Genomic DNA, 15622 nt, shown 5'->3' with positions numbered 1-15622 from the left:
GGTAGGGTTCATGCCGCGGGCGGTTGCGTTGCCGGCAGGTGAATGATAAACGTCGCGCCTTCATTGGGCCGGCCCTCGGCCTGGATGCTGCCGCCGTGGCGCTCGACGATCTTGCGACAGATGGCCAGGCCCACGCCGGTGCCCTCGAATTCGTCGCGGCCGTGCAGGCGTTGGAAGACGCCGAAGATCCGGTCCGCGTACTGGGGCTCGAAGCCGATGCCGTTGTCGCGGATGCGCAGCGTCCAGCCGGTATCGCTCTGGTCGGCGGTGATGCGTACGCGCAGCGGCACGCCCTCGCGGCGGAATTTGAGGGCGTTGCCCAAAAAGTTCTGCAGCAGTTGCCGCATCTGGGTGGCGTCGGCCTCCAGGGTGGGCAGGGGGTCGCTCTCCACGCTGGCGCCGGCGGTATCCAGCGCCACTTCCAGATCGTCCAGCACCTCGTCCAGCACCTTGCCCAGCGCCACCGGCGCGAAGGCCCGGGCCTTGGTCTGCACCCGCGAGAAGCTCAGCAGGTCCTGCACCAGCTGCTGCATGCGGGCGGCGGCGCGGCGCATGCGCCGCAGGTAGTCCTGGCCTTGTTCGCCGAGGGCGTCGCCATAGCGGTCCTGCAGCCGGTCGCCGAAGGCGCGGATCTTGCGCAGCGGCTCCTGCAGGTCATGGGAGGCGATATAGGCGAATTCCTCCAGCTCCTTGTTGCTGCGCTCGAGCTCGGTGGCGTAGCACTCCAGGCGCAGCTGCGCCTCGTGTCGCTCGCTGATATCGCGCATGAAACAGAAGTGGCCCGGTTCGCCCTGGTCGGCGCGCACCATCACCACCTGTTTGTAGAAGATGCTGCCGTCCTTGCGGATGCCGCGCCCCTCGGCGCTCACCCGCCCCTCGGCCAGCATGCGGGTGTAGGCCTCGGTCAGCGCCGGTCGGTCGTCCGGGTGCACGGTCACGACCCAGGGCTCCCCCAGGAGGTCGTCCACCTCACGGCCGCAGGCGTGGGCATAGGCGCTGTTCAGGAAGATGTAGCGCCCCTCGGCGTCGAGTCGGGCAATGCCCTCCACGGCGTTTTCCATGGCCCCCATCAGTTCCTGGATATAGGCCTCGGCCCGGTGCTCGGCGGTGATGTCCTGCACCTGGGCGATGCAGTAGCGGCTGCCGTCCCCCGGCCCCTGCACCAGGGAGATGCTGGAGGACACCCACAGCAGCTGCCCGTCGCGGTGGCGGTAGCGCTTCTTCAGGCGGGTATGAGGCTGGTGGCCTTGGCGCAGGGCGCGCAGGGCGGTCTCGGTCACGTCCCGATCGGCGGGGTCGGTGAAGGCGGTAATGGATTGCCCCGCCAGCTCCTCGGGCTGGTAGCCGAGCATGTCCGCGAAGGCGGCGTTCACTTCCAGCAGGTTCTGCGTGTCCGGGTCGAACAGCACCACGCCGGTGGGCGCATCGCTGAAGGCGGTGCGGAAACGCTCCTCGGAGGCGCGCAGCTCCCGGGTGCGTTGCTGCACCTGCTCGCGCACCGCCGCGCCCTGCTGCTGCTGGGCGCGCAGGTAGCGCCCCAGCAGCAGCGAGAGCAGCCCGCCGAAGGCCAGCACGCTCAGCGCCGCCGCGCTTTGGCGCTGCCCCAGGTAGGCCGGCGCCGGGCGCACCAGCAGCAACCAGCGGCGGCCGCCCACGTCGATCAGTCGGCGCTGCGCGTCGGCGGCTTGCAGGGTCGCCGGGGTGAGGGTGTTCTCGAACACGGAGCGGGTCCGGTCGACCTCGGCGCCGCTGTAGAGCAGCTGCGGGGCGTCGCCGGTCACATCGAACAGGTACGGCTCCCCGTAGGCGCGGCCCTGGGCGTCGTCCAGCAATGCGCTCAGCGAGTCGGCCAGGTTGAGCACCACCGAGGCCAGCCCCGCCAGTTGCTCGCCGCGGAAGACCGGGCTATAGGTGGTCACGCTGGGTGCGCCGTCGCGGGTGGCCAGCACCAGGCGGCCGCTGAGCACCGGCTGGCGGGTTGCCAGGCTGCGACTGATGGCCTCCCAGCGCGTTTCGTTGAGTGGCGTGGGGCTGAAGCCGATGCCGCTGCGCTTCTCCGGCAGGGGGGCGGCGAGGGTAATGAGGAGGTTGTCGCCGGCGCGGGGCTGGGCCACCACCGGGCCTTGGCCGGGGATGATGTGCTTGAGCTGAAAATCCGGGTAGGGGCCGGCGCGCTGGGCGGCGATGAACGCCGGCAGCTGGGCGCCTTCCACACGCTCGTGCCAGGCCACGGCGTCCAGGGCCGGTTGGGCGCTCAGCGTGACGCGCGCCCAGCGCGCGAACTCCGCCGGGGTGACCTGCTCGGAGGCGGCGATATAGGCCCCGGTATAGGCGGTGAGGTTGAGCGCTTCGCGCAGCTTCAGTTCGAGCAGCTGGGCCCATTGGCCGGCGCTGCGGTCCACCCGGGCCAGCCAGGCGCGCTCCTCGGCGCGCCATAGCTGCGCCGCCACGGTGGCGGTGAGCGCCAGGCCGGCCAGCAGGGCGATGAGCGGCGCATGGCGCCCCCGGGGGAATCGGATTCTTGTCATGGTTATACCTTCAGCGCCCAGCGCTCGGTGTCTGCCTTGTAGCCGACGGCACGGCGCAATATCCTGCGGGTAACACGGAGACCAACTGCGCCATGCCCATTTTTACCATACTCTGCGCCGACGACGACGAGGACGACCGCCTCATGACCCGGGAGGCCTTCGAGGAATCCCGCATCGCCAACGATCTGCGCTTCGTCCACGACGGTGTGGAGCTGTTGCAGTATCTGCGTCGCGAGGGGCCTTACGCGGACCCGAGCCAGTCGCCGCGCCCCGGCCTGGTGCTGCTGGACCTGAACATGCCCCGGCTGGACGGCCGCGAGGCCTTGGCGCAGATCAAGGCCGACCCGGCGCTGCGCGAGATCCCGGTGGTGGTGATGACCACCTCCGACGCGGAGGTCGATGTGGATTACGTCTACCGCATCGGCGGCAACTCGTACATCACCAAGCCGGTGTCCTTCGAGGGCATGGTTCAGGCGGTCAGGCGCCTGGACGAGTACTGGTTGCAGCTGGTCAGGCTGCCGGGGCAATGAGCGCGCGCGATTGGCCGGGCATCGAGCGCATCCTGCTGCTGGAGGACGACGAGGACGACTACACCCTGGTGCGGGATCTGCTGGCCGAAACACCGCTGGCGGCGGCGGGCCTGGACTGGGCGGCGGACATGCCCGCCGCGCTGGGGGCCATCGCCGAGCAGCGTTATGACGTCATTCTCGCCGACTACCGCCTGGGGGCCCGCACCGGGGTGGATTTCATCGAGCAGTGCCGGGCGCTGAAACTGCACACGCCGATCGTCCTGCTCACCGGCCAGGACAGCCCCGAGACCGATGAGGCGGCGCTGGCCGCCGGCGCGGTGGATTATCTCATCAAGGCGGATCTGGACGCGGCGCGCCTGGAACGTGCCCTGCGCTACGCCACCCGCCAGGCGCAGCTGGCCCGGGCGCTGCACGAGAGCCGTGAGCGGTACTCCCTGGCCATGCGCGGTGCCAACGACGGGCTCTGGGATTGGGAGCGGCTGTGTGACCGGGCGTATTTCTCGCCTCGCTGGCAAGCCATGCTGGGTTTGCCCGAGGAGAGCGTCGAGGCGGATTTGACCCATTGGCTGGAACGCGTGCACCCGGAGGATGCACCGCGCTTGCAGGAAGCGCTGCAAGCCCATCTGGACGGCGAAACGCCCTTGCTGGCCTGCGAGCACCGCCTGCGCGGCGCCGACGGCAACTGGCTGTGGGTGCTGGTGCGCGGCATGGCGGTCTTCGATGCCGCGGGGCAGGCCACCCGGGTGGCCGGCTCGCTCACCGATATCTCCGCCAACAAGGCCCACCTGGCCGAGCTGCTGCACGCCGCCCGCCACGACGGGCTCACGGAGCTGGCCAACCGCACCCTGTTCAACGAGCAGCTGGAGTTGGCCCTGGAGCGGCTTCGGCGCTACCCCGCACGGTGGTTCGCGGTGCTGTTCATCGACCTGGACGGCTTCAAGGGCGTCAACGACCGGCTGGGTCACCAGGCCGGGGACGCGGTGCTGGTGGAGGTGGCGCGCCGCTTGCGGGAGGTGGTGCGGGGCCATGATCTCATCGCCCGGCTGGGGGGGGACGAGTTCACCGTGCTCGCCGACGAGGTGGGGTGCATGGACGCCGCGACCCGTCTTGCCGAGCGCATCATTGCGCGGCTGGCCGAAGCCTTTTGCCTGGACGTGGGGGAAGCACGCATCGGCGCCAGTGTGGGCATTGCCTGGGTGCGGGGGGAGGCGTCCGCCACCCAGGTGCTGCGCGAGGCCGATGCCGCCATGTACCAGGCCAAGCAGGCGGGCAAGGGGCGCTTCGTGCACTGTTCCTTGGGTGAACCACCCGCCGGCTGAGTGGCGGACATCGCCGGCGGCGCGGTGAGCCTGCGCTCCTACGGGCAGTTGGCGGCCTCGAACCCACAATCGAAGCCGCTGGCGTTGAGCAGCTCGACGTCGCCATCGGAACCCATGGAGCCGGTCAGGGTGAGCTGGTAGACCCGGCCGTCGGACTGGCGGGTGAGCTGGAAGCTTCGGGTGGCGTTGCCGTAGTGCCCCGAGCCCAGGCTGGGCAACAGCTCGGTGCGCGGCAAGTCGGGGCTGCTCCAGCCGTGGCCTGTGACGAAGCGCAGCCCCGAGCCGCTGCCGGGGATGAACACGCCGTACAGACCGGCGGCCACCCCGGGCGGAAGGGGCGGCGGGTCGGCGGGGCTGTTGACGCTGCGGGTCTGCCAGGTGTTTCCGCCGGAGGGCGCCAGGCCGATGGAGCCGAACACGAACAGCTGCGGCACGCCGGTGACGTTCAGCGCGACCGGCTGGAACGCGGGTGGCCCCTCATCGGCAGGCGGTTCGGCCCCGGCTTCCGGATTGCGAGCACGGGCGATCGCCTCGCTCAGTTCGCGAAAGTCGAAAGGGTTGGTGCCGTTGCGCTGGAGTTGTGTGACGCGAATAAGCCGCACGCTCGTTTGGGGGTCGACGGCCGCGGTGGGCTCGCCGTCGTAGCGCAACGCCGAGGTGGTCAAGAGCGGTGCGTGGTCTGGGGCGTAGCGTAGCGCCGAGGTGGTCAATAGCGGCGCGCGGCCTGGGGCGTAGCGTAGCGCCGAGGTGGTCAATAGCGGCGCGCGGCCTGGGGCGTAGCGCAACGCCGAGGTCGTCAATATCGGCGCGGCGGATCGCCCGAAGCGCAGCGGGGCGGTGGTGATGAGCGGGCGTTCGGTCGGCGCTCGCCCATGGCGCAGCGCGCCGGTGGTCACGAGCGGCGCCTGGCGGCTCGCGCCGCTAAAGCGCAGCGCCGGTGTCGCCACCAGGGGGGCGGTGTGGGCTGCCGGGGCGAAGCGCATCGGCCCCGTTGTCAGCACCGGTGCCCGGGTGGCGGCTTGCCCAAAGTTCAGGGCGGTCGTGCCGATCAGCGGCGCCGCGGCATCCGCCTCGGCCGCCAGCGCCGCGGATGCGGTCGTGGCGGCGAGCACCGCGCCAAGGAGGCGCCGGCGCAGCCGACCCGCTGGGGGCGTGCGACTCTTGCTCATACCAAAGCCTCTTGTCAGCCTGTGCTCGTGGCGATCAGAGCGCGGGCAGCGGGCCGCTGGCATGGTACTGATTGCTCTGCCCCTGGGGCAGATCCGGCGCGGTGACCCAGTTGCCCTCGGTGGTCCGCAAGGACATGGCGCAGTCGTAGGAATTGATCTCGGCGCGGCGCTGCGGTTTGGCCACGTGTACGCCGAGCAGCACCGTGCCCTGGTATTGGCCGCTCTCCACCGTGAAGTCCTCCTTCGCGCTGCCCAGCACGGGGTGGTTCGGGTTGGTGGCCGCCGCCATGGCTTGTCCCAGTGCGGCCACGCTGGCGGACAGCGGGTCGCTGGACTCGGAGGCGCTGCTCTGTTGGGCCAGTCTGCCGGCGATGTCGACACCGATTTGGCAGAATACGCGGCCCTGCTGATAGCCGTCGGCCTGCATGATGTTCACGGGGACCTGCAGCACCACATCGGAGTTCGCCCGCAGGTTTTCCATGGCCGCGGCTTTGGCCGCCGCCTGCAGGGCTTTCTGTGTTTGTGTCGCGGGTTGTATCGGCTTCACCGATGGCGCGGCGAGGCGCTGTTGCGCGGCGGCGCCGCCGCTGGCCAGGCAGGCTGCCAGCAGCAGCGCGGTATAGGGGTTACAAGGTGCCTTCATGCTTCGCTCCTCGGCCTGCGGCCGTCAATGGGCATGGGGTGCGCGCCACGATGTGTGGGGCCCACCGGGATTCCAGGGGGGGTGCGTCGCCGGGGTCCCGCCATGGTTCGTAACGGTCTGTCGCACGACGGGTTCATCGGTTCGGCTCGCGGATTTCGATGATGAACTCCAGCGTGCCCGGCAGGCGGTGGAAACCGGTGACGGGCAGTGTGAATTCGAGTTGGGTGCGGGCGACGGCGGCGACGCGGCTCACGCGCACCGGGCCGCTCTCGCCGGGTTCCAGGAACTGCTGCAGGGTGCGCGTGTTGCGCAGCGACAGCAGCCGCAGCTCGGCGCCGAAGGGCACATCGGTGATCAGCGTGTCGAGCAGGCGGCTCGCGCGGGGGTAGTCCGGGTGCAGGATCGGGTCTAGCGCGCGACCGTTCCAGGCGGCGATGATGGCGCGCACCGCCCGCTCGACCAGCCCGCGCTGCAGCGGCGCCATCGGTGACAGCCGCTCGGCCCCCGCGGGCAGGGCCTCGGGCGTGGCAATGGGCTGTATGGCGCGGAAGCTGCGCGCCTGCACGCTGCCCGCGAGAGCCAGGGCGAGTCCCGTCGCTATCACTAACCCCGTGGTTTTCGCCACCGACATCGCTGTCTCCGCTCCGCTGCTCGTAAAGCACCCAGCCTCGACTGCGCGCAAGCCTACAGTAGCCGCGGTGTGGGTATCCGCCAACCGCCCAAACGGGGGGCGTGGGGCCGGCCCTCGCCCAACGGCACCGGGGGGCGATCGGCGCTGTCATAATGGTGTCTCTGCCTGGATTGAGGAGTTGCAGGTGAAGAAGTACAGCCCGCGGCGGCGGGCGCGCGATATTCAGCGTACCGTGCGACAGCGCCGGCGCTCGGGCGCCAGGACGCGGCCCGTCGGGAATCTTCCGGCCTTGCTGGCGCGCTGCGCGGAACTCCAGGCGCAGCTCGACGAGCTGTTGGCCCGAGGCCTGAAGGCCGAGCTGGCAAGCGGTGGGCGAGTGTATCTGGAGCTGCCGGCGGTCATGGAGCTGGGTGAGTCCCACGACGAGACCATGCTGTATTTGAGCGCCATACGGCGGCTGGTCAGGGGCCCGCGGCTGCGGCAATGCTACTGGCTGGCGGGCCTGCGTTTCGGCGAGCTCAAGCATATCTCGCTGGCCGCCGCGCTGATGCTCACCGCCGAGCTGCGGGGCTGGAACCGGGGCGTTGCCGACAAGCTGGCCCCGCCCACCGATGAGTGGGACCCGGAGGTGTTCCGTCGGCTCGCCTCCCTCGGCTTCTTCGAGGCACTGGGGATGCGCCGCGCGCCGCCGCCGCCCGCAAAAGCGCCCTCGGCGGTGCAGTTCGTGCGCCACATCCGGGGCGACCGCAAGCGCAAGGACTACCGGGCGCTGAAGGATCAGCTGACGGCCGCGGTGGGCAAGCGGATAGAGAAATGGACCTTCCTGCACGGCGGCCTGGACGAAGCCATCACCAACGTCGGTCACCATGCTTATCCGCCGGGCAGCCGCACCTGGCCGAAGGACCGGGTCTGGTATCTGGGCGGGGCCTGTGACCGGGACGCGCGGCTGTTGCAGGTGGCGTTCTATGACCAGGGCGTGGGTGTCCCCGAGTCGCTGCCGACGTCCCGGATCTGGGAGCGGGTGCTGGAATCGTTGTCCGCCGTGCCCTTGGCCAACAAGAAAAGGCATTCCGTGCTGTTAAAATCGGCCATGGAGCCGGATCGGACCAGTACGGCGAAGACCGATCGCGGCAAGGGGCTGCCTGACATGAAGGAGTTCATCAGGCAGCGGGGGGCCGGAAGCCTGGTGCTGAGGAGCGGGCACGGCTTGTATCGCTTCACGGTCGATGCCGCCGGCGAGAGTTACACGACCGAGACCTTGGGGCTTCCCGTGGAGGGGACACTCATTCTCTGGGAGGCCCGGCTTTGAGGACGCTGTCATGAAGATCATCAATGTGGGCCGGGACTTCTCGGAACACCCCATTGGCCGCTACCGCAGTGACGGACCCGAGAGCGGCGAGGCCTTTCGCGAGGATGTGCTGATCCCGGCCCTGCAGGAGCTGGGACCCGACGAGCGCATCACGGTCATTCTGGACGATGGGGTCGACGGTTACGGCTCGTCGTTTCTGGTGGAAGCCTTTGCCGGCGTGGTGAAGGTAGGCGTCATGGAGGCGGAGGCCCTGTTGGATCGATTGGATTTTCAGTACACGGATGCGGATTTCGAGTTCTTCGCCGACAAGATCAGGCAGTACCTGCAGGAGGCGGACTTCGGCTGTGAACGGGGTGATGCCTAGTGGATGCGGAGTTGTTGCAGCTGATCGCCGCCCAGGGCGAAGCCATACAGGCCTTGCTGGCGTCCGCGCAGCACCAGAACGAGCTGCGGCTCTGGCGCTTCGGCCTGCTCAGCCTGCTCTCGACCACCTTCGGCGCGGTGCTGGCCTATTCCATCGGCAGCCTGACCCGGCGAAAGGCCGCCCGCGCCGCATCGGCCAAGGCCTTCTTGAAGATGCTGGCCAAATTCGAGGCGCAATGCCTGGAATACTGGAGCAAGGAGTATGAAAAAGGCGTGAGCCTGGCCGAGGAGGCCAAGATCAAGGCCGGCCACAAACAGATCCGCCAGTACGCGCAGCACGGCAAGCTGGGGCTCTCGCACGAGGAGAAGGAGGCGCTGTTCCGCCTGGTGTCCGAACTGTTCGACGAGGCCACCGGCGGTGATTTCGAATCCAGCAAGCGCAAGCCCTCTCGGCTGCGGATGCAGCGGGTGGCGAATATCTCGGCGAAAATGGCGCCGATCCTGATCGCTCGGAGTTTTCACTAATCGTGTCCGCGCCGCGGCCCCGCAGCTTCCTCGGTGTTTTCCGCTACAGTCGCCGGGCGCTGTCCCTGGTCTGGCAGACTTCCCCGGCGCTCACGGTGGGCCTGGCGGCCTGCACCCTGGTGGCCGGGGTGTTGCCGGCGGTGGCGGCCTGGATCGGCCAGTTGATCGTCGATGCCGTGGTGGCGGCCATGGCGGAGCACGACGCCCGGGGCCAGGTCGCCTGGTGGCCGGTGCTGCGCTATGTGCTCGCCGAAGCGGGCGTGATTGCCGCCATCGCGCTCGCCCAGCGCGGCCTGTCGGCCCAGCAGTCGCTGCTGCGCGCGCTGCTTGGCCAGAAGGTCAACGTGATGATCCTGGAGAAGGCCGGCACCCTGAGCCTCGCCCAGTTCGAGGATTCGGAGTTCTACGACAAGCTCACCCGGGCCCGCCGCGAGGCGTCCACCCGCCCCCTGGGCCTGGTGAACAAGACCTTCTCCCTGCTGCAGAACGCCATCTCCCTGGCCAGCTTCGCCGTGCTGCTGGTGCAGTTCTCGCCCTGGGCGCTGCTGGTGCTCACCCTGGGTGCGCTGCCGGCGTTCCTGTCGGAGGCCAGGTTCTCCGGCGAGGCCTTTCGTCTGTTCCGCTGGCGCTCACCCCAGACCCGCATGCAGATGTACCTGGAGACGGTGCTTGCCCGGGAGGACAGCATCAAGGAGGTGAAGCTCTTCGGCCTGGGGCCGTTGCTGCTCGGCCGCTACCGGGCGATCTTCGACAGCCTCTATGACGAGGATCGGCGCCTGACCCTCCGTCGCGAGAGCTGGGGCTTCATCCTCGGCTTGCTGGGTACGCTCGCCTTCTACGGCGCCTATGCCTGGGTGGTGGTGGAGACCATCACCGGCCGGCTGACCCTGGGGCAGATGACCATGTACCTGATGGTCTTCAAGCAGGGCCAGGCCGCGCTCTCGGCGAGCCTCACCGCCATTGGCGGCATGTACGAGGACAACCTCTATCTGTCCAACCTCTACGAGTACCTGGAGCAGCCGGTGGCCGCCGAGCAGGGCACGCTGACCGCCGGCGCGCGGCCAGGGGACGGCATTCGCTTCGAGCAGGTGAGCTTCACCTACCCCGGCGCCGACAAGCCCGCGCTGGAGGATATCTCGCTGCATCTGCGCCCCGGCGAGAGCCTGGCGCTGGTGGGCGCCAATGGTTCGGGGAAGACCACCCTGATCAAGTTGCTCACCCGGCTTTATGCGCCCAGCACCGGGCGGATCCTGCTCGATGGCAGCGACTTGCGCGACTGGGACATCGTTGCGCTGCGTCGGCGCATCGGCGTGATCTTCCAGGACTTCATCCGTTATCAGCTGAAGGTGGGCGAGAACCTGGGCGCGGGTGACGTGGCCGCCTTCGAGGACGAGGCCCGCTGGCAGGCCGCCGCCCGGCGGGGCCTGGCCGATGAGTTCATCCGCGAGATGCCCGGCGGTTATCACACCCAGCTCGGGCGCTGGTTCCAGGACGGCCAGGAGCTCTCCGGCGGGCAGTGGCAGAAGATCGCGCTCTCCCGGGCCTACATGCGCGAGGGCGCCGACATCCTGGTGCTGGACGAGCCCACCGCCGCCATGGATGCCGCCGCCGAAGCCGCTGTCTATGCCGATTTTCGCGCGCATCGCCGCGACAAGATGACCTTGCTCATCTCGCACCGCTTCTCCACGGTGCGGGCCGCGGACCTGATTCTGGTGATCGACCGGGGGCGGATCATCGAGCGCGGGGATCATGCCAGCCTGCTCGCCGCCAACGGGCGCTATGCGCGGTTGTTTCGGCTGCAGGCGCAGGGGTATCAATAGGCTACGGGCGCCTCGGATGGCGCCGCCCCGATCACCCTCCGCCGGGGGTGTTATACTGGCTCTCTGCTTTCCACGGCCTCGCGGCTCGCCGCCGAGGCCACAGCCGGAACCGAAACCCATGTCGCTTCATTTCGCCGACAAGGGCCGCTGCATGCCGCGCCGCCCGCCGCCGGAGCCGTCCTGACACGGCTGACGCCGCCTGACAGGCGCGGCTTGCGCTAGCCCGTTCACCCTTGACGAGGGGTCATATTTGGCCCGGGCCTTCCCGATCGTTTCGGGCCAGGCCGACGCACGCGCCGGCACTCTGCCCCCGCGTCGCCACCCCTGCGCCCCGCCCGGCCGACTTTCGTCCGCCCCGCGTGGGGCGCGATCTTTTCACCCCATCGAGAGGTTGCCCTTGAACAGCGTATCCCTGCATCAATTCTCGACCCTCACCGTGCTCCTGCTGATGTTCAGCTTCTACGGCGGCACCTATCTGCTCACCCTCGGCATCCGCAAGAAGAAGGAAAACGCCGACGCCTTCATGGTGTCCAACCACCGCATCGGTTTCGGTATGGGCGCCGCGAGCATGACCGCCACCTGGATCTGGGCCGCGTCCTTCTACGCCGCCGCCACGTCCGGCTATACCTACGGCGTCTCAGGGCCCATCCACTATGGCCTGTGGGGCGCGCTGATGATCCTGTTCATCTACCCCTTTGGCCGGCGCTTTCGCAAGCTGGCGCCCAATGCCGCCACCCTGGGCGAACTGATCCACGCCCGCCACGGCTCCTCCAGCCAGCTGATCCTCGCCGGCTCCAACGTGGTGGGGAGCGTGATCAGCCTGATGGTGAACTTCACCGCCGCCGGCGCGCTGGTCTCCGTGCTCTCGCCGCTGTCCTTCCAGGCGGGGGTGATGATCGCCGGCGCGGGGGTGCTGTGCTACACCCTGTGGTCGGGTTTTCGTGCCTCGGTGATGACCGATTTCGCCCAGCTGGTGGCGATGATGCTCATCGCCGTGGTGATCATTCCCGCCGTCTTCTTCGCCATGGGCGGGTCGGAGGCGCTGGTGGCGGGGCTGGATAAGCTGAGCCCCGAGCAGGCCGACTTCTTCTCCATGGAGGCCATCCTCAACCAGGGCGCGCCCTTCTTCGTTGCTGTGCTGGCCTATGCCATCGGCAACCAGACCATCTCCCAGCGTCTGTTCGCGGTGAACGAGGACCACATCAAGCCCACTTTCATCACTGCCACCGTAGGCTACGGCGCCATCGTCATCGGCCTGGGTATGATCGGGCTGATGGCGCTGACCCTGGGGCTGGAGCCGCTGGATGGCAACATGAACAACCTGATCCCGCAGATGGTGTCCAGCTATCTGCCGCCGGTGTTCATCGCGCTGTTCTTTGTCCTGGTGATTGGCTCCCTGTCCTCCACCGCCGACTCCGATCTGTCGGCGCTGTCGGCGATCATGATGGCTGACGTCTACGGCAAGAACATCGCCCGGGGCAAGGCCAACCCCCGGCGCATGCTGCTGGTGGGGCGGCTGACCATGGTGGTCGCCACCGTGGCGGGCATCGTCTTCGCCAGCTTTTCGCTGGATATCCTGGTGATGCTGGTGTTCGTCGGCGCGCTGTGGGGGGCGATCGTGTTCCCGGTCATCGCCAGCTGTTTCTGGGACCGGGTGACCAACCGCGCCTTCACCACCTCGGTGCTGCTGGCCATGGTGATGTTCTGCCTGGCGCGCTTCGAGTGGGTGCCGCTGAGCGGTGCCATCGGGCTGTTGTTCGAGATCCTGGCCAGCATCGGTGGCGGCATCATCATCGGCCTGATGGCCTTCGGCTTTTTCGGCCGGACCGTCGGCGCCCTGGCCGGCAGCCTCGCGCTGCTTGCCATGATGGTGTTCGCCACCGGTTTCCTGCGCGACTACACGGTGCTGTTGGCCTCCCTGACCGCCTACGGCACCAGCACGCTGGTGTGCGTGGTGATGAGCCTGGCAAGCCGTCAGGAGCGCTTCGATTTCAACCTTATCCGCGAGCGGGTGCACAGCTATAGCGACGCCGCCACCACCCCGCGCTGAACCCACTACTTTCAGGAGGCTCCCATGCAGAAGCTGTTTGCTCTCTACGTTCTGATCTGGCCGTTGATCTCCCTGGCTGTGCTGGTGGTGATCTGCCGCGCGGTGCTGCGCGATCGTCGCGCCGCCCGGCGCGAGCGCCGGGCGATGGTGTGATCGCCCAGACACCGACGCGCCGAAGCCCGGCCACCCCCGGCGTCCCGTTCAGGCCCCGCGGCTGCAGCCTCATGGCAAGGCGGCCGGTCGGCCGCGGCTTCGCCTGACGACAGGGCCCCCCTGGGTATTCCCCAGGGGGATCAAGGGCTTCCTGCGGTCGGCCCGTCTGTTGTGAATTGTGAATCACCTCACGGTTCGACTATACTCCTCCCCTTGCCGGCCAGCGCCGGCGACATCCGCAAGGGAACTGCTACGGCGCTTCGCCACGTTCTCCGGATGCCAATAACGATAATCACACCGAGGAGGCACGGATGCGCCTGCTACACGCTATCGCCACGCGCTGCGCCCGCAGCATTGTCTGGGTTTCGCTACTCGCCCTGGGGGCTCCCCTGCTGGCTCAGGCGGCCTCGCCGCTGACCGCCTACAAGCAGACCAATCAGCTGATCGTCAAATACCGCAACGGCCAAGCCTCGCCCTTCGGCCTGAGCCAATCCGAACTGATGCGCCGGGCCCAGGAACAGGCCGAACGCCTGGGGGTGTCCCTGACCCACGTGCGGGCCCTGGGCGGCTACGGCCAGGTGCTGCGCCTGCCGTCCATGCGCGGCCTGGAGGACATCCAGCGACTGGCGCAACGCATGAGCCTTAACCCGCTGGTGGCCTACGCCGAGCCGGATTATCTGATGCAGGCGCAACAGATGCCCAACGACCCGCGCTACAACGAGCAGTGGCACTACTACGAGCCCACCGGCGGCCTGAACCTGCCCGGCGCCTGGGATCTGAGCCTGGGGGATGGCGCGGTGGTGGCGGTGGTGGACACCGGCGTGCTGCCCCATGCCGATCTGGCCGGCCAGCTGCTGCCCGGTTATGACTTCATCTCCGACGCCGACATGGCCAACGACGGCGACGGCCGCGACGCCGACGCCAGCGATGCCGGCGACTGGCTGGCCGCCCATGAATGCGGCTGGTACAGCCCGTCCTCGGACCGGCCCAGCAGCTGGCACGGCACCCACGTGGCCGGCACCATCGCCGCCGCCAGCAACAACGGCCTGGGCGTGGCCGGCGTGGCGTGGAACGCCCGCATCCTGCCGGTGCGCGTGCTGGGCAAGTGCGGCGGCTATACCTCGGACATCGTCGACGGCATGCGCTGGGCCGCGGGCCTGGCGGTGAGCGATGTGCCGGCCAACCCCCACCCGGCCCAGGTGATCAACCTGTCCCTGGGCGGCAAGGCGGCCTGCGGCCAAAGCTACAAGGACGCCATTGGCGACATCCGCGCCGTGGGCACCACGGTGGTGGTGGCCGCCGGCAACTCCAACGACGATGCCGCCGACTACAGCCCGGCCAACTGCCCGGGCGTGGTGACCGTGGCCGCCACCAACCGCGACGGCGGCCGCGCCTCCTACTCCAACTACGGCAGTGCCGTGGACGTGGCCGCCCCCGGCGGCCAGTACGCTGGCGGTTCGGTCAGCGGCGCCATCCTGTCCACGCTGAACGCCGGCGAGCGGGACCCGGCCGGCGACAGCTACGCCTTCTACCAGGGCACCAGCATGGCCACGCCCCATGTGGCCGGTGTGCTGGCGCTGATGTACGCGGTGCGTCCGGACCTCACGCCGGAGCTGGCCGCCCAGGTGCTGACCAACACCGCCCGCGCCTTCCCCGCCACCGGCGGCGCGGACAGCTGCGATACCGCCACCTGCGGCGCCGGCCTGGTGGACGCGGCCGCGGCCGTGGCCGCCGCCCCCACGGCGGTGGAAGAGGACGACGGCAACCAGCCCGGCTTTGCCTGCACCGAGCACACCGCCAGCACCCGCTCCCACGTCAATGAGGGCCGGGCCGAGATCTGCTGGAGCTGGTATGCCTGCGCGGCGGGTTCCGGCAACTACCTGGGCTTTCTCAGCAGCTACGGCGCGGTGACCGTGGCCGAGACGGCGCCGGATCACTACGAAAGAGGCTACTGCAACTAGCCCTTTCCCGCGCCCCGCCGTCGGTGACGGCGGGGCCGGTCCTTCCCGTCCCCGCGACAGCGCCGCGCTTCCGCACACCTTGACGTGTCGCCGGGCTAGCCGCGATGCACATCGGCCAGCGCCGAGGCCTCGCCCCGCGTCGGCGGCCCCAGCACGCTCAGGCTGCCGTCGGTTTCGAGGACCACGGCCGCCACCGCCGCCATGGACGCCTGGCCCTGGCCGCGCACCGCTTGGCGTACTTCGTCTTCGGTCACCCGTTCGCGCTTCATCGCCGCGGCGATGAAGCAGCCATCGTGATAGAGCAGGGCAGGCTCCGCCTTGACGCTGCGTCTTACCCGCTCGGAGCGCACCGATAGCCAGCTGATCACCAGCTGCAGGAAGATCAGCAGCGCCAGCGCCAGCACGCCCTCGGCGAGGGCCACCTGCTTCGACAGCAGCACGGTGGAGAGGGTGGAGCCGATCGCCACGGTGACGACCAGATCGAAGGCGTTCATCTTCGACAGGGTGCGCTTGCCCGAGGCGACCAGCAGAAACACCAGCATGAAGTAGGCGGGAATGCCCACCGCCAGTACCCGACCGAGACCGCTCCAGTTATCGAAGAACACCGCCTTACTCCGCGTC

At 68.8% G+C, this 15622-nt stretch carries 14 protein-coding genes; 9 read left to right on the top strand and 5 right to left on the bottom strand.

Translation table 11 applies throughout. The features are described from left to right. Positions 1-8: 8 nt before the first annotated feature. The gene (locus GBG68_RS07040) at positions 9-2528 is read right to left on the bottom strand and encodes a PAS domain S-box protein (RefSeq protein ID WP_152146232.1); all 2520 of its coding nucleotides are present in this window, start codon (positions 2526-2528) and stop codon (positions 9-11) included. Positions 2529-2620: 92 nt separating this feature from the next. Between GBG68_RS07040 and GBG68_RS07035 the strand changes: the two genes are divergently transcribed. Together GBG68_RS07035 and GBG68_RS07030 are read left to right on the top strand one after the other, a co-directional pair. Then, positions 2621-3058, top strand: coding sequence for a response regulator (locus GBG68_RS07035; protein ID WP_152146231.1), 438 nt, complete (start codon positions 2621-2623; stop codon positions 3056-3058). Continuing rightward, complete coding sequence (locus tag GBG68_RS07030; RefSeq protein WP_152146230.1) at positions 3055-4377, top strand: diguanylate cyclase domain-containing protein; 1323 nt, start codon at positions 3055-3057, stop codon at positions 4375-4377. Before GBG68_RS07035 ends, GBG68_RS07030 begins: the two co-directional genes overlap by 4 nt. Before the next feature lie 38 nt (positions 4378-4415). Here the strand turns inward: GBG68_RS07030 and GBG68_RS07025 are convergent, their stop codons facing one another. The 3 genes from GBG68_RS07025 to GBG68_RS07015 form a co-directional block, all read right to left on the bottom strand. Next, complete coding sequence (locus tag GBG68_RS07025; RefSeq protein WP_152146229.1) at positions 4416-5546, bottom strand: hypothetical protein; 1131 nt, start codon at positions 5544-5546, stop codon at positions 4416-4418. A gap of 34 nt (positions 5547-5580) precedes the next feature. Continuing rightward, positions 5581-6189 (bottom strand): hypothetical protein, encoded by a 609-nt coding sequence (locus tag GBG68_RS07020; protein WP_152146228.1) that lies wholly within the window; start codon positions 6187-6189, stop codon positions 5581-5583. 133 nt (positions 6190-6322) lie between these two features. Then, on the bottom strand, positions 6323-6793 hold the full coding sequence (locus GBG68_RS07015) for a hypothetical protein (protein WP_152146227.1): 471 nt from the start codon (positions 6791-6793) through the stop codon (positions 6323-6325). Positions 6794-7004: 211 nt separating this feature from the next. On the opposite strand from GBG68_RS07015, the gene GBG68_RS07010 reads away from it, so the two are divergent. The 7 genes from GBG68_RS07010 to GBG68_RS06985 all read left to right on the top strand — a co-directional run bounded on the left by GBG68_RS07010 (position 7005) and on the right by GBG68_RS06985 (position 15001). Next, a complete protein-coding gene (locus GBG68_RS07010; protein WP_152146226.1) occupies positions 7005-8129 on the top strand; it encodes a hypothetical protein in 1125 nt (374 codons plus the stop codon). 10 nt (positions 8130-8139) lie between these two features. Continuing rightward, positions 8140-8493, top strand: coding sequence for an STAS-like domain-containing protein (locus tag GBG68_RS07005; protein WP_152146225.1), 354 nt, complete (start codon positions 8140-8142; stop codon positions 8491-8493). Next, positions 8493-9017, top strand: a complete 525-nt coding sequence (locus GBG68_RS07000; RefSeq protein ID WP_152146224.1) for a hypothetical protein — start codon at positions 8493-8495, stop codon at positions 9015-9017. The genes GBG68_RS07005 and GBG68_RS07000 overlap by 1 nt, the downstream gene beginning before the upstream one ends. Positions 9018-9019: 2 nt before the next feature. Continuing rightward, positions 9020-10837, top strand: coding sequence for an ABC transporter ATP-binding protein (locus GBG68_RS06995; RefSeq protein ID WP_226801694.1), 1818 nt, complete (start codon positions 9020-9022; stop codon positions 10835-10837). Positions 10838-11234: 397 nt separating this feature from the next. Further along, positions 11235-12887, top strand: a complete 1653-nt coding sequence (locus GBG68_RS06990; RefSeq protein ID WP_193222253.1) for a sodium:solute symporter family protein — start codon at positions 11235-11237, stop codon at positions 12885-12887. Between the two features lie 24 nt (positions 12888-12911). Next, positions 12912-13040, top strand: a complete 129-nt coding sequence (locus GBG68_RS14355; RefSeq protein WP_226801692.1) for a putative transporter small subunit — start codon at positions 12912-12914, stop codon at positions 13038-13040. Between the two features lie 311 nt (positions 13041-13351). Next, positions 13352-15001: a S8 family peptidase gene (locus GBG68_RS06985; RefSeq protein WP_152146222.1), complete on the top strand. Its 1650-nt coding sequence runs from the start codon at positions 13352-13354 to the stop codon at positions 14999-15001. 95 nt (positions 15002-15096) lie between these two features. Here the strand turns inward: GBG68_RS06985 and GBG68_RS06980 are convergent, their stop codons facing one another. Beyond that, positions 15097-15606, bottom strand: a complete 510-nt coding sequence (locus GBG68_RS06980; RefSeq protein ID WP_152146221.1) for a DUF421 domain-containing protein — start codon at positions 15604-15606, stop codon at positions 15097-15099. Positions 15607-15622 lie beyond the last annotated feature (16 nt).

It is taken from the genome of Alkalilimnicola sp. S0819 (assembly GCF_009295635.1).
Taxonomy (GTDB): Bacteria; Pseudomonadota; Gammaproteobacteria; order Nitrococcales; family WHIW01; genus S0819.
The sequence above is the reverse complement of the archived record's forward strand: the minus strand, read 5'-3'. Positions and strand labels throughout refer to the sequence as shown.